This is a genomic window from Novosphingobium sp. KN65.2, assembly GCF_001368935.1.
GTDB classification, from domain to species: Bacteria; Pseudomonadota; Alphaproteobacteria; order Sphingomonadales; family Sphingomonadaceae; genus Novosphingobium; species Novosphingobium mathurense.
In genome coordinates this window covers 1-24,071 of the sequence record NZ_CCBH010000134.1, presented here as the reverse complement: position 1 = coordinate 24,071, position 24,071 = coordinate 1, and the positions used below count along the sequence as shown (strand labels likewise).

Sequence of the window (24,071 nt, the reverse complement as noted above, 5' to 3'; positions counted from 1 at the left end):
ACCGATTTGTACCGGGCCGCTCTCACCGTGTCCGGCGAGGGCCCGGGGCTGATCGCGTGGCGCTGGCCTGCAAAGACCGGCGTTTCAGGCTACGCCCGCCAGCAGTTCTCGGGCCTTTGCACAGTCGAGCGTCATCTGCGCGATCAGCGCGTCGAGCGAGTCGAACTTTGCCTCTGCACGCAGGTAGTGGTGGAAGGCGATTTCGATTTCCTGGCCGTAGAGGTCTCCGGAGAAGTCGAAGAAATGCGGCTCGAGCAGTTCGCGCGGGGGATCGAAGGTCGGGCGTATGCCGATGTTGGCGGCGCCGAGCACGGTGCGCCCGCCGGGCAGGTGACCGGTCACGGCGTAGATGCCGTAGCGCGGACGCAGGTACGTGCCCATTTCGAGGTTCGCGGTCGGGAAACCGATCACGCGGCCGCGCTTGTCGCCGTGCTGGACGACGCCGCGGATGGCGAAGGGGCGGGTCAGCAGGCGCTTGACCGTCTCGCACTCGCCGGCGCGCAACGCGTCGCGGATGCGGCTGGAACTGATCGGGCCGCCATCATCGTGCACCGCCCCGACCGAACGCGAAGCGATGCCGAAGCGCGGGCCCATTTCGCGCAGGACGCAAGGATTGCCGCCGCGGCCCTTGCCGAAAGTGAAGTCATCCCCGGTCACGACCCCGGCAGCGCCGAGCTGGCCGGCCAGGATCGCCTCGATCCAGTGCTCCGCCGTCATGTTCGCCATCGCCGCGTCGAAATGGAATACGAGCATGGCATCGGCTCCGGCGGCCGCGAAGAGTTCCTGCCGTTGGTCGAGACTGGTGAGCCGGAACGGTTCGGCATCGGGCTGGAAATAACGCACCGGGTGGGGATCGAAGGTGGCCACCACGGCCGGACGGCCTTCAGCCCGGGCCCAGGCGATCGCTTCGCCGACCACGGCCTGATGGCCCTGGTGGAATCCGTCGAAGTTGCCCAGCGCGACGATCGCGCCGCGGCAGGATTCGGGGATGGGGTCGCGGTTGTCGAGGCGAATCATGTCTTCTGGGCCTATACGTGGCGGAGCAGCGTCACGAAAGCGTGCGCGGGACGCTCGCCTTCCGCCGGGTGCTCTTCGCGCGCCGCTTCGCGCCATTGTGGACCGGGTTGTGGCATGAAAGTGTCGCCTACGAAATCCGCATGGACTTCGGTCAATTCGATGCGCGTGGCTTCGTCCATGAACAGGGCGTAGATCTCCGCGCCGCCGATCACCGCGACTTCGCCTGCACCCGCAGCGGCAAGCGCCTCGTCCACCGAATGGACGACTTCGGCGCCGGAAGCCTGCCATGCGGCATCGCGCGTCAGGACGATGTGCCGGCGGCCGGGGAGGGGACTGGGAAAGCTCTCGAAAGTCTTGCGGCCCATGATCATCGGCTTGCCCATGGTCAGGGCCTTGAAGCGCTTGAGATCGGCGGGCAGGCGCCACGGCAACTGGCCGTCGCGCCCGATCACGCCGTTGGCGGCACGGGCATAGATGAGGAAGATGTCCTGCTTCACCCCGCTTCGCGCCTTCAGTCGAGCGTCAGGCGGGTGACGTGGCCCATCTTGCGACCGGGGCGCGCGGCTGCCTTGCCGTAAAGGTGCAGGTGGTTGGCCGGATCGGACAGGATCGCAGGCCAGTCGTGCGCCTCGTCGCCGATCAGGTTGCGCATCTCCACGCCCTTGGCGGCAAGCCCGGTGCCGCCCAGCGGCAGGCCGCAGATCGCGCGGACGTGATTTTCGAACTGGCTGGTGACCGCGCCTTCGATGGTCCAGTGGCCCGAATTGTGCACGCGCGGCGCCATCTCGTTGAAGACCGGGCCGTCCCTGGTCGCGAAGAATTCCAGCGTCAGCACGCCGACGTAGCCCAGCGCGTCGGCGACCTTGGCCGCCAGTTCGCGCGCGGCGGGAACCTGTGCCTCGATCTCGGCGCTGGCCGGGACCGTGCTGAGCGAGAGGATGCCGCCTTCGTGGACGTTCTGGGCGGAATCGAAATAACGGATGTCGCCGTCCGCGCCACGGCACAGGATGACCGAAAATTCGGCGAAGAAGTTCACGAAGCCCTCGTAGATGAGGGGCTTGGCGGGCAGGTCGAGGCCCTTGGCGTCCTCGGCCTTCATGATCCGCCACTGACCCTTGCCGTCATAGCCGTCACGGCGGGTCTTGAGGATGCCCGGCGCGCCAATGGCGGCGATGGCCGCGTCGAGGTCAGCTGCCGAATCGACCGGGGCGAAGGGGGCGGGCGTGCCGCCCAGATCCGTGACGAATGTCTTTTCGTTGAGGCGATCCTGCGCGGTTTCCAGGGCGCGTGGATGGGGATGGAGCACGGTGTCGCCAAGCTGGAGCAGCGGCGCGACCGGCACGTTCTCGAATTCGTAGGTCACGACCGCGCAGTCCGCCGCGAAACGGGCGAGAGCTTCGGCATCGTGCCAGTCTGCGCAAGTGAACTGCGCGCTCACCTCGGCAGCGATCGAATCGGCTTCGGGTGCGAAGATATGGCAGCGATAGCCGAGTTGCGCGGCCGCCACCGCGATCATTCGGCCAAGCTGGCCGCCGCCGAGAATTCCGATCGTTTCGCCTGGGGGGATCATTGGCCCGGGAGTGTGCTTTCTTGGTCTGGGGGTGGAACGAATGCGTTTCGGCTGCCGGTCAGGAGGGGCGCTCGGCCACACTCTCGGTCTGCTCGGCGCGGAATGCCTTGAGGCGTTCGGCCAGTTCGGCATCGCCGGTGGACAGGATCGAGGCGGCAAGCAGGCCGGCATTGGCCGCGCCCGCTTCACCTATCGCCAGGGTGCCGACCGGAATGCCGGCCGGCATCTGCACGATCGAGAGCAGGCTGTCCTGCCCCGACAGCGCCTTCGACTGGACCGGCACGCCCAGCACCGGCAGGTGCGTCATCGATGCGACCATGCCCGGCAGGTGCGCCGCGCCGCCCGCTCCGGCGATGATCACCTTGAAGCCTTCGTCCTCGGCGCTCTTGGCGAAAGCGACGAGACGGTCGGGCGTGCGGTGCGCGGAAACGATGCGCGCGTCGTAGGGCACGCCCAGCTTGTCGAGCATGGCGGCGGCGCGCTGCATGGTCGGCCAGTCGGACTGGCTGCCCATGATGATCGCGACGGTCGGCTGTTCGCTCACTTCAACGCTCCGAAAGGTAGTAGCGGTCGACCACGTTCAGGTCGGTGTCGAGGTCGTAGACGATCGGCTGGCCGGTCGGGATCTCGAGACCGGTGATCTCCTCGTCGGAGATGTTCGACAGGTGTTTCACCAGTGCGCGCAACGAATTGCCGTGGGCCGAAACGATCACGGTGGCGTCCGCGCCGGTGCGCAGGTGCGGGACGATCGAGCTCTCGTAATAGGGCAGGACGCGCGCGATGGTGTCCTTGAGGCTTTCGGTCTGCGGCACGTCGATCCCGGCGTAGCGCGGGTCGGAGGACAGGTCGAACTCGCTGCCGCGTTCCAGGACCGGCGGCGGCGTGTCGAAGCTGCGGCGCCAGATCTTCACCTGGTCCTCGCCGTGCTTGGCCGCGGTCTCGGCCTTGTCGAGGCCGGTCAGGCCGCCGTAGTGACGTTCGTTGAGGCGCCAGTCCTTGGTTTCCGGGATCCACAGGATGCCCGCGGCTTCCAGCGCGAAGTGCAGCGTCTTGATCGCGCGGGTCTGCAGCGAAGTGAACGCGACGGTCGGCAGGATGCCCTTTTCCTTCATCAGCGCGCCGGCCGCACGGGCCTCCGCTTCGCCTTTCTCGGTGAGGTCAACGTCCCACCAGCCGGTGAAACGGTTCTCGAGATTCCATTGGCTCTGGCCGTGGCGGACGAGGATCAGGCGAGGCAAGGTGGGTATCCTTTAGTTGGCGGCGTCTTGGCCGTGGCGGTACCTTTGAAAGGGTCGGACTAAACTTTCAGGCCGCAGCCCCTAGCTTTCCGGGGGCGATTTGGAAAGCCTGCCCGATTCGTTTTCGCAAGCGGCTCAGTCCGCCGGTCCATCGCCGCAAGCATCGTCGCGAGAGCCGAGGGCGCGGGCCTGGGCCTTGCGGCGGCGCAAGTTCTCGCGCAGCTTGGCGGCCAGCCTTTCCTCGCGAGTCTGCGCGGCTGCGGGGGATGCCTGAGGCGTGCGGACATCGTCGTTCATGGCCAGCGCAATGCATCCATGTTCGGGAAAGCGCAAGCGACGCTTGACAATTGGTCCGCACGCAGACAATAGCGCGCCCCTGCCCCGCATCGACGGGGAGACGGCGCCGGACTAAGCCGGTTGCAGGCGCTGCTGTAGCTCAGTGGTAGAGCGCACCCTTGGTAAGGGTGAGGTCGGGAGTTCAATCCTCCCCAGCAGCACCATTTTACAAATACTTAGGTGGCTGGTTTTGCTTCCGTACGGAATGCGTATGGAAAACAAGGGGGCTGACATCGGTCGTCTTGGGGCACCCGAAGTGTCCATGGGCTTCGACAGCCTAGCGGCGAAAATTCCTCATATATCGCCGTACAGCGCCTTTCTCTGATTTTGGCACTGGGGTAGCGATTTTCTCGAAATCGCGCTGTACGAGGCTGTAATCGCCAAATAGGGCTATTCCATCATCCGGCAGGCCGTCTGAGTAACTCCGGATAGAAAAAGCCACTGTGAACTTTCCAGTTCTAAGGGCATTCAGGCTCTTATGAGCCTTTCCAACCATCAAATATTACTTCTTATGCACCGGAATACCGGCATTATGAAGAATGGTGCGTTGTTTGAAATACATCAATCTAAACGTCTTAAATCAGTTGTTAAATTTAAACCGCACGTATTTATAGATATTATATAAACAATTATATAATTTAAATTAACATTCCTTCATACTTCAGGTCTTTGAGAGGGTTGAATTCTTTTCTCTACCATTCTTGGAAGTAGCTTCGCTTTTAATTCCGCGAATGGGAAATATCCTGATGTCAATGAAATACCAAAAATAATGACATAAATAGAATTGGGTAATATTAATAATTACAAAAGCCAAATCAATAACAAAATTCACCAAGGCTTTTCGTTGCTGAATTTTCTGATACATCCTTCTGATCGAAGAAAATACGACTCTTCTCTATAAGGGATATGAGGTCTGATTTTTTTCTATTTTCAGGAAGATTTAAATTTAATTATGTATAATTCTTATTCAAAACATGAAATAGAAAGACTATTACCATCTTATAATTTCAATACATTCCCGGAGTTCCCTTCGAAGAAGGGCCTAGAAGTTCTCAAAGAGAAGATGACGGAGTGCCTTTCATCCACCTGTAAGCCCTCATTCTACATAGCTCCCATTCCTTGTGGCGGAGGCAAATCAAGGGCAGTGCAGGCCTTCATCAGGGATTGGAAAAATCGCGGTTTTGATGGTGATGGCAGCGTTATCATCATGCTGTCGACTCTGGAAGAAATCGACACTTATAAGACAGGCTGTGGCCTCGACAGGGCTGATTACGCCTGCCTGTCACCGGATAAGGAGTATGCCAGTTACGGGATTGGGAGGGCTAAGGCCGGGCAGGCAAAGGTTCTGTTCGTTACCCATGAACAGGCACGGCGGAAAATGATCGAAGCAGGCGGATTTGAGGCCATAGCCGCCTTCCATTATGCCGGAAAGCCTAGGTCATTGCGGTTATGGGATGAGGGACTTACCCCAGCTATCCCCGTATCCTTTAAGCTTTCAGTGTTCGAGGGACTTGTTGATGTCCTAGGGGCCAGCAATCCCGAGTTGGCGGCACAAATCGAACGATTGCGCCTCGACAACAAGGACCGGATTCCAGGGCATATGCTGTTCATTCCGAAGGAATTGGGAGACGCGGCAAGGAAGCTTGGGATTGTTACAAAGGACTGGACCAACAAGGATTATGTGCGGGCTCTTGAAGGTCTCGGCAATCTTGCCGGACGTTATGCCGTCTTGCGCAAGGACAACCGCTACAAAAAAGCTGGTGGCTTGGTCGTGGTCGGCGCAAGCGCGCAATTACCTGATGATCTAGCCCCTTGCATTATTCTCGATGCCTCAGTTCCGCTCCGGCAAAGCTACAAGCATTGGGAGAGGAGAACGGGGAAGGTCGAATTCCTGCCAGCCGTCGATGTCTGCTATAGTAGATTGAGTCTGCATTGGTGGTCTACAGGAGCGAACAAGTCGACATTGGTAAAAGAGGTCGACCGGGCAAATGTGCTAAGCGTTGTCGCGTCAACGATCAATGCCAAGGCCGAGGAGCGTTGGCTTGTCGTACACCCAAAGGAAGTGAGCGGGTGTTCGATCACCGACGAAATCAAGGTATCGTTGAATCAGGATAACGTTGAGTTCCTACACTGGGGCCGTCATCTAGGCCGCAACGATCATCGCGAAATCAAGAACGTCATTATCATCGGTTGCCTGCACTATGGGCAAAGCGGATATGAAGCCCTGTATGCCGCTTCGACGGACAGATTGGACATGCCGGGCTACGAAGATGGTCTAGCCGATGGTGAGTTTGCACATCACGTCTATCAGGCTGCTTGTCGTTCGAATCTGCGGAACATTCATGAAGGGGTTGCCGGTGATGCGACAATTTACCTGATCGCGCCGAACAAGGGGAAGCGACGCGCATTGTTGGAAGAGGCATTTCCGGCTTGCAGTATCAACGATTGGCATCCGTTGCCGCCGAAGCTGACGTCCAAGGAGCAGACCTTTATGGAGGTAGTGCGGCGACTGTTCGCAGACGGTAGGCAGCAGGTTACCACGAAAGAGGTTCGGGAAGAGTGTGGAGGGAGCAACTCAGACTATCTGAGCAAGCTATGGCAACGAGAAGCGGTGAAGGACTTCCTGCAGGAGGAAGGACTTGAACGCCGGGGAAATCGACTCATTCGAAAGGTTGGAAGAACCGCCCCATAGGTCAAGGATCGTTGCTTATCGGAAATAAGATTCTGTCTCACGAACAAGGGCGTCGGAGGCAGTATTTCAAATTACTGAAATATCAGCAAAATGTGAGATTCGAGATATTTCCGGGTTCCCACTGGAAAGGCAATCCTGTTGGGGAGGCCGCAGCCTGTTAGGACTTAGGCCCCCCTTCTAGCCGTCAATTAGTGGAATGGGTCCACGCAGTCGTATCGCACTCCTTTGGTGTCTCGTAGGATCGAGGGCGATTGTCGAGATCAGCAAAAGCATTCTTTGTTCGTTGCTCCTGCAAAGCCGAAGCACATTGCAAGGACTGTAAACCGTATCGCCCTGCTGATGGGGTGTAATCTGGAACGGAGCAGCCTTGGCCCTTCATGATATCGAAGGTCATCCGGGCCTGAGCAATGACATTGCTGTTCTCGGAATTCCGCATCGTCGATCTGATAGCACTATGGTCGAGCACGTCGTACGCTTGCGCCAAAGCGAGCTTCTTGCTGGCATCGTCGTAGTCTGTTCTGAGCTTCGTACACTGAGCCGGTTCAGCTTTGGACTTTTGCGGGGCCGCAATGGATAGAGGAGCTGCCGTTACCGATGCAATTGCCAAGGCTAATGCAGTGACAGATAACAGAGTTGAAGCTTTCTGCATCGTCGTTACCTCGTAATGATCTGGCAAACACCTGCGCCGCCGCCCAAAAGACCCTTTGAGGGGCCATAAGCTCCGAAGTTCTCGCCCTTTATGATGCGGACACCCCTGTCGCCATCGAATAGAACGGTATGCACTTGGTAGCCTGTGTAACCGCCATAGGAATTCCGCGCGTTAATCAGAACGTTGGTAGCCCAACCCTTCCATTGAACGTCCCACTTGCCGCGTCCCTTGCAATAACCCGGATAGAGCGGGCCGATCTGATATTCTGCGCTGAACGGGTCCTTTAGGAATGTCTGTGCGGCCTGACGAACGCCAGCTTGAACGTCTGTTGGTTGAGGTCCGAGATCGCTAAGAGCGACCAAAGGGACGTTAACTTTGGCCTGTGCAAGGGGAGTGATGGAAGCAGCTAGAATGATTGCTGCTGTCGTCGCGTATGGCTTCAAAGACAACTCTACCTCCGTACTTGTTGGAGGCGTTCCCCGGCCCTGAGCCGGGTGTTGGAATCCCCGTGCGTAGCCCGGGGCACCGCCGCCTTTGGGCGCGAGCCTTGGACATACGCGAACGGTCACCCGGCCGAGAAACTCGACCGAGCTACGCAACAAAGGGGATTCCACGCCCCGCAGTTGGATTTTGCCGAACTGCTTGATTCTCATGGCAAAGGAAGGGGGATTCGTAAATACCCATTTACTCAAATAACGGATTTCATGAACTCATAAGTAATAAATGAATTAACACCGCAATAGTATCGTTTGTACTAAGGCTTGTTCGCGCTGTGTATAGCGATTAAGGTAATTTCACCGCCGCGATGAAATAATGTAATTCGGCATTGTTACGGAATGGAGGAATTTATTTGATTGAAAGACATTATGAAAACAACACCGAAGGAGGCTATTCGTCTCAAGTGTAAGGACTGCATATACGACCCATATTGGGTCGGGACTTATCTTCAGCAGATAGCGGCATGTTGTAGTGCTAATTGTGCATTGCACCCTCATAGGCCGTTGCCAAGGCAATGCAGGAAGAATGGCGAGATTGATCCGGCAGCACTTGCTGAGGTTCGCCGGAAATATGAAGAACTTGAAAATCGCGAGCGAGACAGGCGACGCTGCGAACCAGTCTAGAATTGTGGCGAAATCCTGCAATTCTAGACCCTACAGCAACAAAAGGGCCTCGCCGGGTATGCAGGCCCCCTTTGTCGTCAAACGGCACTGTTGAGCGCCAGAATGCGAGCTTTTCCCGCATTCTCAGATCATTCTAGGCGGACTTAGCTCGCGGTTGTCGTGCTCTCGGAGGCCCCTGTTGCTAGTGCTCGGTAAACACTGGCCCGTCCGATACCCAACCTTTTAGCAATCTCGCTAGGACCAAAGCCTTCTTCCTTAAGGTTCTGGACGGCAGAAACATCAACCGAAGGCTTCCGTCCTTTGTAGACGCCTTTCGCCTTAGCCTTCTCAATGCCTTCTCTTTGGCGTTCTTTGCGGATGTCCGTTTCGAATTCCGCGACTGCCCCGAGGATGGCAAGTACGAGCTTGCCCATCCCGCTATCGGTATCGATCCCTGCCTGTTGAAGGCACCGGAACTTTACGCCCTTCGCATTTAGCCGGGCGATGATGTTGTGCAGGTCCACCGATGAACGTGCCAGCCGATCTAGGCGCGTAATCACGAGAGTATCGCCCTCCCGAACGAAATCGATGGCGTCGGCAAGAGCATGTCGACCGTCTGCGCTGGTGCCGCTCTTCTTCTCCTGAAAGACCTTATCGCAGCCAGCAGCGCTCAATGCGTCAAGCTGAACCTCAAGCGATTGGCCCGACGAGCTTACCCTTGCATAACCGATCAGCATAACGACACCTTGTCTCAATAGCCTCTAGACTACGACCTGATATCGTCTCATAAAGTGATTCGCAACCCTAATGAGACAATCGAACGTGTCTCTAAAAACGTCTCGGATAGGTATACCTAAAAGAACACCCGACCAGTTTGCGCCGTGAGAATCCGTCTGCCATAGGGGAGATGGATAATCAGTGCGAAGGATATAATGTGGCGTCGGCATCTTCGAAACGGGCTTCTGAACGACGGTCGGAGCACCTTTTGAATGATCTATTGGATACACAGGGCTGGAACCGAAAGCGTCCGCCAGTTGGTGATGTCCTCTTCCAACATGAATATAGGGCTTTTCCGCAGTTAGCGTCGGTCCTTGCTAAATCTAGCAAGAGGGGAAAAGGGGCAGGTGTGCCCGAGGCCATCTTGCTCGACAGGCAGACCGAAGAACCGATGGCGGTGATCGAGGCCAAGGCTAGGGCCTCGGAGCTTGATCTCGCTGTTGAAGAGGCACAAAGCTATGCTGCGGCCTTTATTAAAGATGGCTTTCATCCCCTTGCCATCGGCCTCGCAGGCGCGGACGATTCCGACTTCGAATTGCGAGTTAATAAATGGAACGGTTCGCTTTGGGTGCCTATCACGTATGAAGGGCAGCCAATCAATTGGATACCGACACGCGACGACCTTGTCCGTGTTGCTTCTCCAGCAACGACTAATGAATTACGCCCCACAGTTCCTCCTCCGGAAGTGCTTGCAGAGCGGGCCGAAGAAATAAATCGTCTACTTCGAGAGTCTAACATTAAAGACGAATTCAGACCTGCTGTAGTCGCCGCGATTATGTTGGCGCTTTGGCAGTCTCAAGGAAATATTCGTCGTGATCCTGAGTTTATACTGAAAGATATAAACTACTCCTGTAAAGAGGCTTTCATAAAGGCTGGAAAGCCTAAGCTCGCCAGCAGCATAAAAGTTCCCGAGGCAAACAATAAGCTAGCTTCTCGTGCGCGACGAATTGCTGCTATTTTGGAAAGATTAAATGTTACGGTATTAACTGCTGAGCATGATTATCTTGGTCAACTTTACGAAACATTCTTTAGGTATACAGGCGGGAATACAATTGGTCAGTATTTCACGCCACGGCATATAGCTCGATTTATGACTGACATAGTGCAGGCTGGTAAGGACGATATCGTTCTTGACCCTGCATGTGGAACAGGTGGCTTCCTCGTCGCTTGTATGGATCGAATGCTCCGCGAGCATAATATGTCACGAGAGCACATGGTGGCGGTAGTGGCGAGTCAGTTAATCGGCTTCGAGAGTGAGCCTGTCACGGCTGCTCTATGTGTTGCCAATATGATCCTGCGAGGGGATGGCTCCACAGGCATTTATCAAGCTGACGCATTTTCTTCTCGCGATTTCAAGAAAGGCTTCGCAGACATTGCCCTCATGAATCCGCCGTTTCCACATAAGAAAACGGATACGGCTGCGGAAGATTTTGTTGATCTCGCCCTAAATGGTCTAAAGAGAAACGGAAAACTTGCCGTAATTTTGCCGACTAGTATCCTTGTTAAGAAAGATAAGGGTGCTTGGAGAGAGAGAATTTTAAAAAACAATACATTGGTTGCAAGCATCCAACTTCCAGATGAATTGTTTCAGCCATATGCATCGGCAACGACGAGTATAATATTTCTTGAAAAGGGTGTTCCTCATTCTTCAAGTCGAAAGTCAGTGTTTGTACGGCTTCATCATGACGGCTGGGTGCTTAGAAAGGGCACTCGGGTTCAACGAGCGTCGGAGCCAAACCAAATCCCGGCGGCTACAGATTCAGTCGTAAATAAGCAGCCAGTGGCTGGCTTCTCCGGATTGGCATCGATTAATGGTAAAGACGAGTGGGCCGTAGGAGCTTACATACCATCTGCGCCACCCGAAGATGATGAGGTTAAGAGCGCGGTTGATGTTCTCCTTCGGCGGATGGCTTCCTTTTATGCGCGATATGCTGTTGAGGTGGTGCAGCAACGACGTGCCGTTTCGGCGCATGAAATTGCCGTTAAGCCTTACAAGGAAATGCTCACCAGCCAGAGAAAGAAAAACTCAAGCGCTCTACCTGCCAAGCCAGGCACTGTAGGTGGCAGTTTTGAAATCTTTTACGGCATGAAGGAGCTACATAGCCGTGAAGGTATCGCTGATGGGGACTCCCTCGTGATTTCTCCAACAGAAAGCTATAATGGGTGTTATGGATGGTTAGATTTCCCAAGCCTAATTCAAGCTCCGTTTGTTACCGTCGCTCAAACTGGTAGTATTGGTGAGTCCTTTGTGCAGCTCGAAGATTGTGCAGTAAACGATGATTGCCTTGTTCTACTGCCAAGATCGGGTGTAGATGAGGTTGATCTAGTTATTGCCGCCGCCTCGTTGCATGCGGAGAAGTGGAGGTTCACCTACGGTCGTAAACTTACCCCTGCAAGAATAGCTGACTTTGCTTTACCTTCGTCTCAATCTCTACGTGAATGGGTTGAAGATCGATTGGCCCGCACAAAGCAGATTATTGAGGCCTCTTTAAGCGCCTATGATGATGCAATTCGACCCGATCGGACTGGTTCGGACACTGTGAGGGAAAAAGACGCGGTGGTGCGCTAGATCAATAGGGAGGCATCTGATTGTCGCTACACTTTCGGATGCCTCTTACTCCTCCATCTACGGACCTGAATTGTGATAGTAAAACAGAGAGTCTCTATTGCCGTTCCTTTGAGTGTCAACGAGATCGCGACTATTTAGAGTTGCAGATGGCTCGCTCGTATTGTGATCAGAGATCTTGGCACGTGAGAAAAGCAACGCTGATCGGTATAGTGCAATTTGAGCTATGAAATCTGTGTTCAAAGCGCCAACGCCCCTAATGCCCTCAATGCAGCATCGCCAGTGAGGTGCCCATAGTGCCGCTCGATCATGTCCGCGCTGGTGCCTGAGATTTGTGCGATGGTAAGCAAGGGGAGTCCGGCGCTTACAAGGTCGGTGATGGTGCTATGGCGCAAGGTATAAGCGGTTGTACCCCTCGGCAATTCCGCCGCCTTCGCCGCGTTCTCTATCGCATCTCCCCATGTGTTGCGGTCCCAAGCCTTGCCATTGGCCCGCATAAACATAGGTGCGGCGGGTAACTTGTCTTGTGTTTGTTCGGCAAACATTGCCGCCACATCGGCTGGTAATAGGATACGACGTTCGCTGCCAGTCTTGTCCATTCCGATTGTCAATTCTGAGGTGCGCTTGTCATAGTCCCCAGCAACAAGATGAGCCATTGCGCCGGGACGCAGCGGCAACAAGCATAGCGCACGGACAAACGGCTTCGCTTCGGTGGCGACATTATCCACCAAAGAGCGGCGTTGGGCCTTATCGAGATAGAGCAGGCGCCGTTTGTCCGCCTTCTCGAAAGGGCGGAGTGCCTCCTGCCAAGCCGACTCGCTATTTGGAGTGCCTGCGGCAAGAAATTTGTTCAGCGCGGCGCGAAGTGGCACCATATCTCTGTTTACAGTAGAAAAGGCACGCGCCCTTGTGCGTATCTCGCCGTCCTTTTTGCGGCTGACAATTGCGGGGGCATCTTCCAGCCGCTTTCGCCAATCCTTGAGATGGTGACGGCGCAGCTTGTCCAACTTCAACTTTGAAATGGGATCGCCGTAAACGTGGCGACGGAAAACGCCCTCAGCAATTTTGCCGGGGTTTTCGCTCAGGTATTCGCGGCAGGCATCTGCTACCGTTTCGACCTTCCGGCGAACCTCTCCGCCAGCTTCTACTTGTTCGGCTAGTGCCTCGGCTTCCTTTTTCGCGGCGGCAAATATGGCATTGCCCGGTAGCGCTCCGAAGTCGCCTAAAGCCTTCAAATGGTACTTACCGCTATCGCTATCATAGACGCGGGCAATCCATGTGCCCTTGCCGCTGCGCTTTGATGGGCGGAAGCCGAGAAAGCAACCGGCACGAAGTCTTTGCCAATGTGGCTCTCGCTGCGCTTTGAGTCGATCACGTTCTCCAACCCTGCTGAGGTCAAGTGCCACTGCTACTATCCTTCGCATTTCGTACGGAATAAGTACGGAATCCAATGGGGGGGAATCAGAGAGAAAGTAAACGGAAAACTGCGGATTATGCGCCGTGTATTACCGAATAATTCGGTAGAGCGCACCCTTGGTAAGGGTGAGGTCGGGAGTTCAATCCTCCCCAGCAGCACCATTCTTCTTTCATCGCCATGTCGAATGTAAGTGCTGTCGGTGCTGAAGGCGCGGACTTGCGCCGTTTTTCCCGGGCCAGAGATTTAACCTAAGTTGCTGTTTTGCAACCTATTGTCATCAAACTGTCGTCAGATTGGCACGGCAGTGTCATCGTTCGTGCCTAGTGGGCGCCCCGCGACATCGAATAAAAGTCACAGGGATCTCACCAACATGAATTCTACCGCTCGCCTCCTCGCGGGGCTGCTGGCTTCGGCCTCTTTCGCCTCGATCGCCCACGCCGGTGAAGTTTCCGGCAACGTCTATGACGCCACCGGCACCCGGGCTCTGCAGTCGGCCTCGGTCCGGATCGTCGAGCTGGACCGTTCGGTGGAGACCGACCGCAGCGGAAACTACATCATCGCCGACATTCCGGCGGGCACCTACACGCTGGAAGCGCGCTACGTCGGCGCCGAGATCGAATCGCGAACCATCGAAGTACCGCAGGCGGGCAGCGTCTCGGGCGATTTCGACATGCGCGCCATCGGCGGGGGCGACATCCTTGTCGTCGGCCAGGCGGCCAACCTGTCCAGCTCGCTCTCGCGCCAGAAGGCTGCGGACGGCGTGGAATCGGTGCTGACGCGCGATGCCATCGGCCAGTTCCCGGACCAGAACGTAGCCGAATCGCTGCGCCGTCTGCCCGGCGTGAACATCCTCAACGATCAGGGCGAAGGCCGCTTCGTTGCAGTGCGTGGTCTCGATCCGGAGCTGAACGCGACCTCGCTGAACGGCGTGCGTGTTCCCGCGCCGGAATCGGACACCCGCCAGGTCGCGCTCGACGTCATTTCCTCGGACACGATTGAATCGATCGAAGTGAAGAAGTCGCTGACGCCGGACATGGATGCCGACGCCATCGGCGCCTCGATCGAAATCAAGACGACCAGCGCCTTCGACCGCAAGAAGGACTATTACGCGGTCCGCGCCGAGGGCAGCTACAACGACTACTCGGGTGACATCACGCCGAAGGGCGGCTTCGATTTCTCGAAGCGCATCGGCGACGATTTCGGCGTCTCGGGCGGCGTGAGCTACTACGAACGCAAGTTCGAGACCGATAACGTCGAATCGGATAGCTGGAAGAAGACCGATGGCGGCCTCGTCTACAGCCCCACCGTCGAATATCGCGATTACGACGTGAAGCGTAAGCGTTTCAACGCGACGCTCAACTTCGACTGGCGCGCTTCGGACACGACCGTCGCTTACCTCAAGGGGAACTGGAGCCAGTTCGACGACCACGAATACCGTCGCCGTACGACGTTCGATTTCGGCGATGCACTCGACATCACGGGCAGCGGCAATAACGTGACCATTGCCGATACCCAGGTCACCAATTCCAAGGGCAAGAAGGAAGGCGGCTTCACGATCGAGCGCGATCTCAAGGATCGTTTCGAGCGCCAGCGCATCCGTTCCGTCGTGATCGGCAGCGACACCGATACCGGCACCTGGAAGTTCAACTGGTCGGCCAGCTACGCCAAGTCTTCTGAACGCGAGAATTTCTCGGTCGATCCGATGCGTTTCGCCAAGGATTTCGAAGGCGATGGCGCCGCGATCCGCTGGGACTATTCGGATCCGCGCGTGCCGACCTACGAAATCGCCAGCGGCGCGGACCTTGTCAATTCGGCTTCGGCCTACGAGTTCGACAAGCTTGAGCTGACCACGCTTTCGGACAGCCAGGACCGCGAGTACGCGATCAAGGCCGACCTTGCCCGCACTTTCGCGGCTGGCAATGGCGACTTCACCATCCAGGCGGGCGCCAAGCAGCGCTGGCGCAAGAAGTCGTACGACTTCAACGTCTCGGTCTTCAAGGGCTACGACGGCGACTTCACCCTGGCCGACGTGCTGGGCGAGCAGACCTACCGCCTCGACGGCATCAGCCTCGGCCCGGTGGCCAACAAGAACGGCTCTGCCGATTTCTACCGTGCCAACGAGGGTAACTTCGAGTTGCGCAAATACGACTCCGCCAATGACTCGGCGGCAAGCGACTACTCGATCAAGGAAGACATCACCTCGGCCTACGCGTTGACCCGCTGGGATTCCGATGCCCTGCGCGTGATCGGCGGCGTGCGCATGGAGCACACCCGCAACGTGCTCAACGGCAATGTCCTGACCGAGCGCGATAACAAGAAGTTCGACTCGCCGCTGATCGAGACGGTGCAGATCAAGCGCAACTATACCGATTGGCTCCCGAGCCTGACGGTCCGCTGGGCGCCGCAGAATGACCTCGTCTTCCGCGCCGCCGGCTACAAGAGCCTCGTGCGTCCCAAGCTTTCCGCCTTCGCGCCGAAGGCCACGGTCAACGAGGACAACGAGGCTGACTTCGGCAACCCCGACCTCAAGCCCTATGAGGCATGGAATGGTGACGTTGGCTTTGAATACTACTTCTCGGGCAACGGTGCGATCTCGTTCGGCGCCTTCTACAAGGACGTAAAGAACTACGCCGTCACGCAGACTTTCGACGATTACACCTACAAGGGTACGCTCTACGACCAGTTCAAGACCACCATCAACGGCGACAGCGCCGAAGTGGTGGGCTTCGAAGCCAGCTTCAGCCAGGCCTACACGATGCTGCCGGCGCCTTTCGACGGCCTGCTGACACAGCTCAACTACACGTACACTTACGCCAACGGCACCTTGGCCGACGGTCGCAAGATCTCGCTGCCCAAGTCGTCGAAGAATACCTTCAACGTCGTGCTCGGCTATGAGAAGGGTCCGATCGACCTGCGTCTGGCCGGCACCTATCGCGACAAGTACCTGGACGAGGTGGGCGCTTCGGCAGCCAAGGACCGCTATGTCGACAACCACTTCCAGCTCGACTTCTCGGGCAAGCTGAAGGTGCTTGAAAATCTGCGCCTGACGCTCGACGTCATCAACATCAACAACGCCAAGTTCTTCGCCTACCAGAACTTCGCCGACGCGCAGCGCCTGCTGCAGTTCGAGAAGTACGGCCCGACCTTCAAGTTCGGCGCGCGGCTGAACTTCTGATGGGTTGGCGTCATCTTGTGAATGCCGGGCCGGGGGCGATGCTCCCGGCCGTGCTTCTCGCCGGCTGCGCGACCACCGGCGGGGCGCCGCGGCCTTATCTGCCTGCCATCGACGTTCCGGCCCGGGGTGAGACCCAGCCGGTAGGCACGGCCAGGGCCGATGCCGCCGACGACCCGGCGATCTGGCGCAATGCGGTCGATCCCGCAGCGAGCCTGATCGTCGGCACCGACAAGAAGGCCGGGCTCTACGTCTATGGCCTCGACGGCAAGGTTCGCGATTTCTTCGCGGCCGGGGCGATCAACAATGTCGACCTGCGTGAAGTACGCATGGCTGATGGCACGACCCGCATTCTGGTTGCCGCCAGCGATCGCACCGACCGGTCAGATCCGCGCATCGCGCTGTTCTGGCTGGATGGCGCGACGGGCAAGCTGACGGAAATCGGTTCGGATACCTTCCTGCCTGCCGGTCACGTGCCGGCCGAGGCCTATGGGTTCTGCCTTGGCGGTTCGCTCGGCCAGAACGAACTGGCGCGCGCCTATGTCGTGCTCAAGGACGGTACGGTTGCCGAAAGTGGCCTGTACGAAAAGGACGGCCGGATCGTGCCGGACTTTCTGCGGCAGGTGAAGTTCGCCAGCCAGTCGGAAGGCTGCGTCGTCGACGATGCGACAGGCACGCTTTTCGTCGCTGAAGAGGATGTCGGCATCTGGCGCGTGCCCTTGCAGGGCGAATTGAAAGCCGAAGCTTTCGCGCGCGTCGGGGCCGGGGACGGGCTGGTCGATGATGTCGAGGGGCTCGCCATGGCCCGTCTGCCGGGCAGCAGCTGGCTCGTGGCTTCGAGTCAGGGCGACAATGCCTATGCCGTGTTCGATTCGGCTTCGGGCAAGCTTGCAGGCCGATTCCGCATCAATGGCGGGGCGATCGACGGGACCAGCGATACCGACGGGATCGAGGTCGTGCTCGGCGATTTCGGACCGCAGTTCCCGGAAGGACTGTTCATTGCGCAGGATGGGGACAACGCCCCCGATGCGCAGAACTTCAAGCTGTTGTCCTGGCGCTCCATCCGACAGGCGCTTGGCCTCGACTGACCCGAACTGGGCACTCGCCGGACCCGGCTACCATGCTGCAATCCGCTTGAGGCACAAGCGGCAATTGCGGTATGGGGCCGGGACTGGCGAGGGAATCGTGACCTTTGGACATGCGTAACGCTATCAGTGCTGCCCTGGGTGGTGCGCTCCTGACTGTGCCGGGCGTTGCCTGCGCCGATGTCCTGCAGGTGGGCGAGGGCGGCTATACCTGGATTGCCGGCGGCCCCGTCCGGATTACCGATCAGGCACCGGTTCCCGCCGAAGCGCTGGCCGTTCCCGGGCATCTCGACGCAGGCCTTGAGCCGCAATCGATCACCCATGCCCTCGATGCAGCCGGTCCCTCGCGCTGGCGCGCGCGCGTCGCCGAACTGGCGGCGAAATACGATATCAGCCCCAGCCTGCTCGAAGCCGTTGTCTGGCAGGAAAGCCGCTGGAACGAGCGGGCCGTTTCTCCGGCCGGCGCGCGCGGCCTTGCCCAGCTCATGCCCGGCACGGCGCGGCAGATGGGTGTCGATGCCGCCGATCCCATGGCGAATCTGGAAGGTGGCGCGCGTTACCTGCGCATGCAGCTGGACGCATTCGGCGGCGATATCGAAAAGGCGCTGGCGGCCTACAACGCAGGCCCGATGCGCGTGCAGCAGGCCGGAGGCATCCCGCGCATCCGCGAGACGCAGGCCTATGTTGCTTCGATCATGGCGCGGCTGGCCGATCCGGTCCGCCAATAGTTCCGCGTCACGGGTTTGGCCGTGACAGCCCCCGCCCCGGCGCCGTGCCGCCGCAGCAGCGCGCCCGTGCGGTCTCTCAGCCCAGCATGGCTTTCATCATCGAGCGCACTTCGGCGCCCATGTCCTCGCGGTCGAGCGCGATGGCGAGAGTGGCTTCGACGAAGCCGACCTTCGATCCGCAGTCGAAGCGGCGGCCATCGAAAGTCACGGCGTGGAAAGGCTGTTCTCCGATCAGCTTGGCCATCGAATCGGTGAGCTGGATTTCACCGCCCGCGCCTTTGCCCTGGTTGGCGAGCAGGCCCATGACCTCGGGCTGGAGGATATAGCGGCCCGAAACGATCTTGTTCGACGGCGCGTCCTCTACCTTGGGCTTTTCGACAAGGCCTTTCACTTCGGTGAGGTTGCCCCTGCTTTCGCCCGGCGCAATGACGCCGTAGCTTGAGACTTCCTCGTGCGGCACCTCGATCACCGAAACGAGATTGCCGCCAACTTCGTTATAGGCCTCGATCATCTGCGCCATGCAGCCGGGCGAGCCGTACATCAGCTCGTCGGGCAGGAAGATCGCGAAGGGCTCGTCGCCGACAACGGCACGCGCACACCAGATCGCGTGTCCCAGTCCCATCGGTACCTGCTGGCGCACGGTGACGAGATTGCCCGGCAGGATGCGCGTCGGATCCAGTGGATCGAGCGACTTTCCGCGCGAGTTCATCGTCGCCTCTAACTCGTAAGCGGTATCGAAATGTTCGACGATTGCGGTCTTGCCGCGACCGGTGACGAAGACGAATTCCTCGATTCCCGCCTCGCGCGCTTCGTCCACGGCGTACTGGATCAGCGGACGGTCGACCACCGGCAGCAGTTCCTTGGGGATCGCCTTTGTGGCGGGAAGGAAGCGCGTACCCAGACCGGCAACAGGAAAGACGGCCTTGCGGACGGGCTTGCGGAAATTGTTGTCTGACATGGACTAAGTCTTCGCCTCACTTTGTTGCGGGCTGATTAAAGCCTCTAGGATGTGGCGGTGCAACATGAGTAAGCCTAATTCTTCGGTGACCGGAAGGTTGCGTGCGATGCTTGCCGCCCTCACGAATTCCACTAAATGGCAATAAATGGACAAGATCATCATTGAAGGCGGAAAGCGCCTTTCCGGAACGATTCCCGTATCTGGTGCCAAGAACGCCGCGCTCACGCTGCTGCCTTGCGCGCTGCTGACCGACGAACCCCTGACCCTGCGCAATCTGCCACGACTGGCGGATATCGACGGTTTCCAGCACCTCATGAACCAATTCGGCGTCTCGACGATGATCGCCGGATCGCGCCCGGAAGACTTCGGCCGCGTCATGACCCTGCAGGCGACGCGCATCACCAGTTCGGTCGCGCCCTATGACCTCGTGCGCAAGATGCGCGCCTCGATTCTCGTCCTCGGGCCGATGCTGGCGCGTATGGGCGAGGCCACCGTATCGCTGCCGGGCGGCTGCGCCATCGGTAACCGTCCGATCGACCTGCACCTCAAGGCTCTGGAAGCCTTCGGCGCGCAGATCGAACTGGCCGCGGGCTACGTGAAGGCGATCGCGCCCGATGGCGGCTTGCCCGGCGGCCGCTATTCCTTCCCGGTCGTTTCGGTCGGCGCGACGGAGAATGCGCTGATGGCGGCGGTCCTGGCGAACGGCAAGTCGACGCTGCACAATGCCGCGCGCGAGCCGGAAATCGTCGACTTGTGCAACCTGCTCGTGGCGATGGGCGCGCAGATCGAGGGTATCGGCACGTCGGACCTCACCATTCATGGCGTGCCGCGCCTGCATGGCGCCACTTACATGGTCATGCCGGACCGCATCGAGGCCGGTTCCTATGCCTGCGCCGCGGCGATCACCGGCGGCGAAGTCATGCTCAAGGGCGCGCGGATCGAGGACATGGAAGCGACCGTGCAGGCGCTGCGCGATGCCGGGGTGTCGGTCGAACCGCGCGCGGGCGGAATTCACGTCGCGGCCGATGGAAAGCTGCGTCCGGTCAATCTGTCCACCGCGCCTTATCCCGGCTTTGCCACCGACATGCAGGCCCAGCTCATGGCGCTGCTGTGCCGGGCCGAGGGCACCAGCGTCCTGAACGAGACGATCTTCGAAAACCGCTACATGCACGTTCCCGAACTCAACCGCATGAGCGCACATATCGAGACTTCGGGCCGCACGGCCATCGTCCACGGCGTTTCCAGGCTGACCGGGGCCGAAGTCATGGCGACCGACTTGCGCGCCTCGATGAGTCTCGTGATTGCCGGCCTTGCAGCCGAGGGCGAGACCCAGGTGCACCGTCTCTACCACCTCGATCGCGGGTACGAGCGGCTTGAGGAAAAGCTCGCTCTGGTCGGCGCCCAGGTTGAACGGGTCGGCGGCGACTGACCGAAAGGCTGCAACCACCTGCAGTTCCCATGCATTACTCCTTTGTACAGACGAGAGGAGTTGGACAATGGGCCTGATCAAGATGGCTGCAGCCGGCGCTGCCGGTTACGCGCTCTACAAATATGCGACCCGCGACAAGGAAGACATGGCCTATGCGGGCGGCGACGAGAACTTCTCGCAGGTTCGTGAAGCCGGACCGAGTTCCATGAAGAACCGGCCGACAAGCTGGAACAAGGTGGACGAAGCGAGCGACGAAAGCTTTCCTGCCAGCGATCCGCCGGCAACTTACTGAAGTTCCACGTGAAGCAATTTATCCCGATGGCGGTCGGGAGGTCCCCGAAGGGCGGCGCCGCAAGGTGGCCGCCCTTTCCCGTTGGGCGGGCAATCCTGTCCGCAGACGGTTCGGGAGGACGCGCTGCGATATTCGCGTCCAGCCTGACCGATGGGTGTTACAGGGTCCGCTGGTAGCTCAGCGCGAGCCAGACCCGCACGGCGCTGGCGAGACCCGGCGGCGTTTCGGCCTCGAGACGCTCCGCATCGATACGGGCGATGAGGGCATTGACCGGGATCTTCTCCGCGGCGGCCCGGTCCTTCAGCAAGTCCCAGAATACCGGCTCGAGACTGATCGAGGTCTTGTGGCCGGCGATTTCGACCGATCGCTTGATGGGGGGATGGTAGGGGGAAGCCATGGCGCGACCCTAGTTGTTCGGATCGATGAAAACCATCGGATCCCGAAGAGGTTGCGCGACAGTAAACCTTGCGCCGCAGCGCTTCGGGCTTTCCACTGGAGCGCCCGCAGCGCAGGTATCGTGCGGGACGTACCGGCGAGGCCAGCCGTCCCGCACGAGCCAGATCAGTACATGTGCTGGCCGCCGTTGATGCTCAGCGTCGAGCCGGTGACGAATGCGGCGTTTTCCGAGCAGAGGAATGCGCAGCCGCGGGCGATTTCGTAGGCGTGGCCGAGGCGGCCCACCGGAATCTTGGCGACGATCTTTTCCAGCACCGACGGCGGTACGGCTGCAACCATGTCGGTGTCGATGTAACCGGGGGCGATGGCGTTGACGGTTACGCCATACTTGGCGCCTTCCTGTGCCAGCGCCTTGGTGAACCCGTGGATGCCCGACTTGGCGGCGGCATAGTTGACCTGGCCGTACTGACCGGCCTGGCCGTTGATCGAGCCGATGTTGACGATGCGGCCCCAGCCACGCTCACGCATGCCGGGGAAAGTCGCCTTGGCCATGTTGAAGCATCCGCCGAGGTTGATTCGCATCACCTCGTTCCAGTCGTCGAAGCTCATCTTGTGGAGCACGCCGTCACGGGTGATGCCGGCGTTGTTGATGACGACGTCGACCGGGCCGATCTCCTCGGCCACCCTTGCGCAACCGTCGAGGCACGCCTCGTGGTCGCCTACGTCCCATCTGTAGGCTGGAATGCCAGTCCGTTCCGTGAATGCCTTCGCCTTTTCATCATTGCCTGCGTAATTCGCAACGACGTTATGCCCGCGATCCTTCAATGCGAGTGAAATTGCTTCTCCGATACCCCGAGTTCCGCCAGTAACGATTGCAACGCGTGCCATAGAGTGCCTTTCGCATGAGTTTGGCTCCACCACGTCTTTGCTAGGAAATGCACGGGGTCAGGGCAAGTGCGCGCAGTCGCCGATCGATGAATTTTCGGCCATCTGCTTCATAGGACTGTCACAATACTTTGAGGCGTCGGATTTTCGTCAGAATCTGAACTGCGTCCCGACATAGACGGCCTGGCTGTCCTGCTTGCCGTCGGTCAGCGGCAGGAGGCGCTCACGGTCCTGGGAATAGCGCACGCCGGCAGTGACATTGAGATTGTCGGTCACGCGATAGGCGCCGCCGAGATCGACTTCGCCGGCGTCACCCGCGAACGTGCGCGGAGCCCGGCCCGCCGCACGCTTTTCGTCGATCGAGATGCGCGGGCTGAAGCGCGAATCGGTGTTGGTCGCGGAAGCGCCGGGCGACAGGCTGAACTTCTGGAGATCGGGGATCTCCGCCGGGTTGCGGCTGGCGGGCGGTTGCACGAGATTCTGTGCAAAGTTCTGGTAGCCGCGCGCCACGCCCAGGTTGAAGCCGGTGGGGGCCATGCGCAGGCTGCCCGGTTCCTGCTCCGCCTTGGCGACCGACGAGCGGTGGCGCACGATGATGGCCTTGGCCGCCTCGGGGTCGACGCGCACGGCAACGGTCACGGCCCGGTCAGGGCGATTGGGCGTGCCGGCGGGGGTGAAGGGGAACTGGTGGCCCTTGGCCAGCGAACGCATGGCAACGGCGCGCGAGAGGTTTTCATCCGAGGCTTCGGGGTCGAGGGATTCGAGCGATGGCGCAGTGAAGTTCGCGGCGCGGATCGTGGCAGTGAAAGCGAGGACGGCGCTGGGCAGGGCGAGCACGCTTACGCAGCAAGCCAGCAATATGCCGGTCCTGATGCCGCCCCTTGCGGCCATGTTGCTCCCCGAACTCATCACAAACTCTCGCCAGATACCTGTCTGACCCCAATCGGCCCTGTTGCCGTGCGTTGCAATGCCCGGCTTTTCTGTCGCCGGAATCGCTTCGCACATTTTTCCCGTGTCTGTCAGAGATCAGCTTAACACAGTCTGATCGGCGGCGGGAGAAAGAAGCGTTCCATGCGGCCTGTCGGCGTGCCGGGCGTTCAGGTCGCGTTTAGGCTGTCCCCGCTTAGGCCGGTCCGTCAACGCCGGCGCTCTTGCCGCAAGTGTGTTGGCAGCTATAGAGGCGTTGACGGCGGGTTTCGTAACAGCGCTTTTCGCCACCAGGATTCAGGAATTGGGAACGACAATGACAGGCAGCACCGATACCGGCCTCTTCACTGCTCGCAACATGGTCCGCGCCGGGCTCTGCGCCGCGGCGGCACTTGCTCTGACGGGCTGTGGCGGCAAGAAGCAGACCGCCGCGGTGATGGCGCCCTCGCAGGTGACCACCATCGGCGTGAACAGCTATCTCTGGCGCGCCAGCCTCGATACGCTCTCGTTCATGCCGCTGCTCCAGTCGGACAGCGCGGGCGGCGTCATTGTGACCGACTGGTACACCAACCCGAAGAATCCCGGTGAGCGGATGAAGGTCACGGTCATGATCCTCGACCAGGACCTGCGTGCCGACGCGCTGCGCGTCACTGCTGCCCGCGAAGTCGCGGCCAATGGCGGCTGGGCCTCCGCGCCGGTCGAGGCTGCGACCGTGCAGAAGCTCGAAGACATCATCCTCACCCGTGCCCGCGACCTGCGTCGCAACTCGGTGGGCGGCTGATACCCATCCATTGGCGGGCCAGTCGGCCTGCCTCAGGTTCGCGGGCCGACTGGCCC

Annotated in this window: 22 protein-coding genes and 1 tRNA gene; 9 read left to right on the top strand and 14 right to left on the bottom strand. The window is 59.1% G+C overall.

Features of this window, described 5'->3' with window-relative positions; translation table 11 throughout:
• Positions 1-84: 84 nt before the first annotated feature.
• The 6 genes from SPHV1_RS05540 to SPHV1_RS25405 all read right to left on the bottom strand — a co-directional run bounded on the left by SPHV1_RS05540 (position 85) and on the right by SPHV1_RS25405 (position 4,122).
• Complete coding sequence (locus SPHV1_RS05540) at positions 85-1,017, bottom strand: bifunctional riboflavin kinase/FAD synthetase (protein ID WP_176167975.1); 933 nt, start codon at positions 1,015-1,017, stop codon at positions 85-87.
• Positions 1,018-1,028: 11 nt separating this feature from the next.
• Positions 1,029-1,514 (bottom strand): dihydrofolate reductase, encoded by a 486-nt coding sequence (locus tag SPHV1_RS05535; protein ID WP_082430852.1) that lies wholly within the window; start codon positions 1,512-1,514, stop codon positions 1,029-1,031.
• Positions 1,515-1,528: 14 nt separating this feature from the next.
• Positions 1,529-2,587: a 5-(carboxyamino)imidazole ribonucleotide synthase gene (locus tag SPHV1_RS05530; RefSeq protein ID WP_054945044.1), complete on the bottom strand. Its 1,059-nt coding sequence runs from the start codon at positions 2,585-2,587 to the stop codon at positions 1,529-1,531.
• A gap of 58 nt (positions 2,588-2,645) precedes the next feature.
• Positions 2,646-3,101, bottom strand: coding sequence for a 5-(carboxyamino)imidazole ribonucleotide mutase (gene purE, locus SPHV1_RS05525; RefSeq protein WP_174888124.1), 456 nt, complete (start codon positions 3,099-3,101; stop codon positions 2,646-2,648).
• A 31-nt stretch (positions 3,102-3,132) separates the two neighbouring features.
• A complete protein-coding gene (gpmA, locus tag SPHV1_RS05520; RefSeq protein ID WP_054945043.1) occupies positions 3,133-3,825 on the bottom strand; it encodes a 2,3-diphosphoglycerate-dependent phosphoglycerate mutase in 693 nt (230 codons plus the stop codon).
• A 135-nt stretch (positions 3,826-3,960) separates the two neighbouring features.
• A complete protein-coding gene (locus tag SPHV1_RS25405; protein WP_197277655.1) occupies positions 3,961-4,122 on the bottom strand; it encodes a hypothetical protein in 162 nt (53 codons plus the stop codon).
• Positions 4,123-4,250: 128 nt separating this feature from the next.
• On the opposite strand from SPHV1_RS25405, the gene SPHV1_RS05515 reads away from it, so the two are divergent.
• Both SPHV1_RS05515 and SPHV1_RS05510 read left to right on the top strand, forming a co-directional pair.
• Positions 4,251-4,325: transfer RNA gene (locus SPHV1_RS05515), tRNA-Thr, on the top strand.
• Positions 4,326-5,305: 980 nt separating this feature from the next.
• Positions 5,306-6,853 carry a hypothetical protein gene (locus tag SPHV1_RS05510; protein ID WP_054945042.1) on the top strand — a complete coding sequence of 516 codons (1,548 nt, stop codon included), beginning with the start codon at positions 5,306-5,308 and terminating at the stop codon, positions 6,851-6,853.
• Between the two features lie 184 nt (positions 6,854-7,037).
• Here the strand turns inward: SPHV1_RS05510 and SPHV1_RS24885 are convergent, their stop codons facing one another.
• From SPHV1_RS24885 to SPHV1_RS05495, 3 genes are all read right to left on the bottom strand, one after another.
• Positions 7,038-7,502: a hypothetical protein gene (locus SPHV1_RS24885; RefSeq protein WP_156367262.1), complete on the bottom strand. Its 465-nt coding sequence runs from the start codon at positions 7,500-7,502 to the stop codon at positions 7,038-7,040.
• 5 nt (positions 7,503-7,507) lie between these two features.
• Complete coding sequence (locus SPHV1_RS25400; RefSeq protein ID WP_197277654.1) at positions 7,508-8,194, bottom strand: hypothetical protein; 687 nt, start codon at positions 8,192-8,194, stop codon at positions 7,508-7,510.
• Positions 8,195-8,766: 572 nt separating this feature from the next.
• Positions 8,767-9,339, bottom strand: a complete 573-nt coding sequence (locus SPHV1_RS05495) for a recombinase family protein (RefSeq protein ID WP_054945039.1) — start codon at positions 9,337-9,339, stop codon at positions 8,767-8,769.
• Between the two features lie 404 nt (positions 9,340-9,743).
• Here SPHV1_RS05495 and SPHV1_RS24310 point away from each other — a divergent pair, with 404 nt between their 5' ends.
• On the top strand, positions 9,744-11,948 hold the full coding sequence (locus SPHV1_RS24310; protein ID WP_197277653.1) for a class I SAM-dependent DNA methyltransferase: 2,205 nt from the start codon (positions 9,744-9,746) through the stop codon (positions 11,946-11,948).
• A 236-nt stretch (positions 11,949-12,184) separates the two neighbouring features.
• On the opposite strand, the gene SPHV1_RS05490 is transcribed toward SPHV1_RS24310, so the two are convergent.
• Positions 12,185-13,351 carry a tyrosine-type recombinase/integrase gene (locus tag SPHV1_RS05490; RefSeq protein WP_054945038.1) on the bottom strand — a complete coding sequence of 389 codons (1,167 nt, stop codon included), beginning with the start codon at positions 13,349-13,351 and terminating at the stop codon, positions 12,185-12,187.
• A 381-nt stretch (positions 13,352-13,732) separates the two neighbouring features.
• Between SPHV1_RS05490 and SPHV1_RS05480 the strand changes: the two genes are divergently transcribed.
• The 3 genes from SPHV1_RS05480 (at position 13,733) to SPHV1_RS05470 (ending at position 18,347) form a co-directional block, all read left to right on the top strand.
• Positions 13,733-16,537: a TonB-dependent receptor gene (locus SPHV1_RS05480; RefSeq protein ID WP_054945037.1), complete on the top strand. Its 2,805-nt coding sequence runs from the start codon at positions 13,733-13,735 to the stop codon at positions 16,535-16,537.
• The gene (locus SPHV1_RS05475) at positions 16,537-17,622 is read left to right on the top strand and encodes a phytase (protein WP_054945036.1); all 1,086 of its coding nucleotides are present in this window, start codon (positions 16,537-16,539) and stop codon (positions 17,620-17,622) included. The genes SPHV1_RS05480 and SPHV1_RS05475 overlap by 1 nt, the downstream gene beginning before the upstream one ends.
• A 110-nt stretch (positions 17,623-17,732) precedes the next feature.
• Positions 17,733-18,347: a lytic transglycosylase domain-containing protein gene (locus SPHV1_RS05470; RefSeq protein WP_054945035.1), complete on the top strand. Its 615-nt coding sequence runs from the start codon at positions 17,733-17,735 to the stop codon at positions 18,345-18,347.
• 76 nt (positions 18,348-18,423) lie between these two features.
• On the opposite strand, the gene SPHV1_RS05465 is transcribed toward SPHV1_RS05470, so the two are convergent.
• Positions 18,424-19,305, bottom strand: coding sequence for a UTP--glucose-1-phosphate uridylyltransferase (locus SPHV1_RS05465; RefSeq protein ID WP_054945034.1), 882 nt, complete (start codon positions 19,303-19,305; stop codon positions 18,424-18,426).
• 145 nt (positions 19,306-19,450) lie between these two features.
• Here SPHV1_RS05465 and murA point away from each other — a divergent pair, with 145 nt between their 5' ends.
• Positions 19,451-20,734: a UDP-N-acetylglucosamine 1-carboxyvinyltransferase gene (gene murA, locus SPHV1_RS05460; RefSeq protein ID WP_054945033.1), complete on the top strand. Its 1,284-nt coding sequence runs from the start codon at positions 19,451-19,453 to the stop codon at positions 20,732-20,734.
• Positions 20,735-20,801: 67 nt separating this feature from the next.
• The gene (locus tag SPHV1_RS05455; protein ID WP_054945032.1) at positions 20,802-21,026 is read left to right on the top strand and encodes a hypothetical protein; all 225 of its coding nucleotides are present in this window, start codon (positions 20,802-20,804) and stop codon (positions 21,024-21,026) included.
• A gap of 157 nt (positions 21,027-21,183) precedes the next feature.
• Here SPHV1_RS05455 and SPHV1_RS05450 read toward each other — a convergent pair whose 3' ends face one another.
• The 3 genes from SPHV1_RS05450 to SPHV1_RS05440 form a co-directional block, all read right to left on the bottom strand.
• Positions 21,184-21,423 (bottom strand): ribbon-helix-helix domain-containing protein, encoded by a 240-nt coding sequence (locus tag SPHV1_RS05450; protein WP_054945031.1) that lies wholly within the window; start codon positions 21,421-21,423, stop codon positions 21,184-21,186.
• A 164-nt stretch (positions 21,424-21,587) separates the two neighbouring features.
• Entirely contained in the window at positions 21,588-22,310 is a 723-nt protein-coding gene (gene phbB / locus SPHV1_RS05445) for an acetoacetyl-CoA reductase (RefSeq protein ID WP_054945030.1), read from the bottom strand.
• Positions 22,311-22,457: 147 nt separating this feature from the next.
• Positions 22,458-23,216, bottom strand: a complete 759-nt coding sequence (locus tag SPHV1_RS05440) for a hypothetical protein (protein ID WP_054945065.1) — start codon at positions 23,214-23,216, stop codon at positions 22,458-22,460.
• Between the two features lie 334 nt (positions 23,217-23,550).
• Here SPHV1_RS05440 and SPHV1_RS05435 point away from each other — a divergent pair, with 334 nt between their 5' ends.
• Positions 23,551-24,015, top strand: a complete 465-nt coding sequence (locus SPHV1_RS05435; RefSeq protein WP_054945029.1) for a DUF3576 domain-containing protein — start codon at positions 23,551-23,553, stop codon at positions 24,013-24,015.
• Positions 24,016-24,071 lie beyond the last annotated feature (56 nt).

Bases quoted from the DNA above. Each gene is read 5' to 3' on its own strand.
- SPHV1_RS05540 (WP_176167975.1), bottom strand. From the start codon at position 1,017: ATGATTCGCCTCGACAACCGCGACCCCATCCCCGAATCCTGCCGCGGC.
- SPHV1_RS05530 (WP_054945044.1), bottom strand. From the start codon at position 2,587: ATGATCCCCCCAGGCGAAACGATCGGAATTCTCGGCGGCGGCCAGCTT.
- purE (WP_174888124.1), bottom strand. From the start codon at position 3,101: ATGGGCAGCCAGTCCGACTGGCCGACCATGCAGCGCGCCGCCGCCATG.
- SPHV1_RS25405 (WP_197277655.1), bottom strand. From the start codon at position 4,122: ATGAACGACGATGTCCGCACGCCTCAGGCATCCCCCGCAGCCGCGCAG.
- SPHV1_RS24885 (WP_156367262.1), bottom strand. From the start codon at position 7,502: ATGCAGAAAGCTTCAACTCTGTTATCTGTCACTGCATTAGCCTTGGCA.
- SPHV1_RS05495 (WP_054945039.1), bottom strand. From the start codon at position 9,339: ATGCTGATCGGTTATGCAAGGGTAAGCTCGTCGGGCCAATCGCTTGAG.
- SPHV1_RS05480 (WP_054945037.1), top strand. From the start codon at position 13,733: ATGAATTCTACCGCTCGCCTCCTCGCGGGGCTGCTGGCTTCGGCCTCT.
- SPHV1_RS05475 (WP_054945036.1), top strand. From the start codon at position 16,537: ATGGGTTGGCGTCATCTTGTGAATGCCGGGCCGGGGGCGATGCTCCCG.
- SPHV1_RS05470 (WP_054945035.1), top strand. From the start codon at position 17,733: ATGCGTAACGCTATCAGTGCTGCCCTGGGTGGTGCGCTCCTGACTGTG.
- SPHV1_RS05465 (WP_054945034.1), bottom strand. From the start codon at position 19,305: ATGTCAGACAACAATTTCCGCAAGCCCGTCCGCAAGGCCGTCTTTCCT.
- murA (WP_054945033.1), top strand. From the start codon at position 19,451: ATGGACAAGATCATCATTGAAGGCGGAAAGCGCCTTTCCGGAACGATT.
- SPHV1_RS05455 (WP_054945032.1), top strand. From the start codon at position 20,802: ATGGGCCTGATCAAGATGGCTGCAGCCGGCGCTGCCGGTTACGCGCTC.
- SPHV1_RS05450 (WP_054945031.1), bottom strand. From the start codon at position 21,423: ATGGCTTCCCCCTACCATCCCCCCATCAAGCGATCGGTCGAAATCGCC.
- phbB (WP_054945030.1), bottom strand. From the start codon at position 22,310: ATGGCACGCGTTGCAATCGTTACTGGCGGAACTCGGGGTATCGGAGAA.
- SPHV1_RS05440 (WP_054945065.1), bottom strand. From the start codon at position 23,216: ATGAGTTCGGGGAGCAACATGGCCGCAAGGGGCGGCATCAGGACCGGC.
- SPHV1_RS05435 (WP_054945029.1), top strand. From the start codon at position 23,551: ATGACAGGCAGCACCGATACCGGCCTCTTCACTGCTCGCAACATGGTC.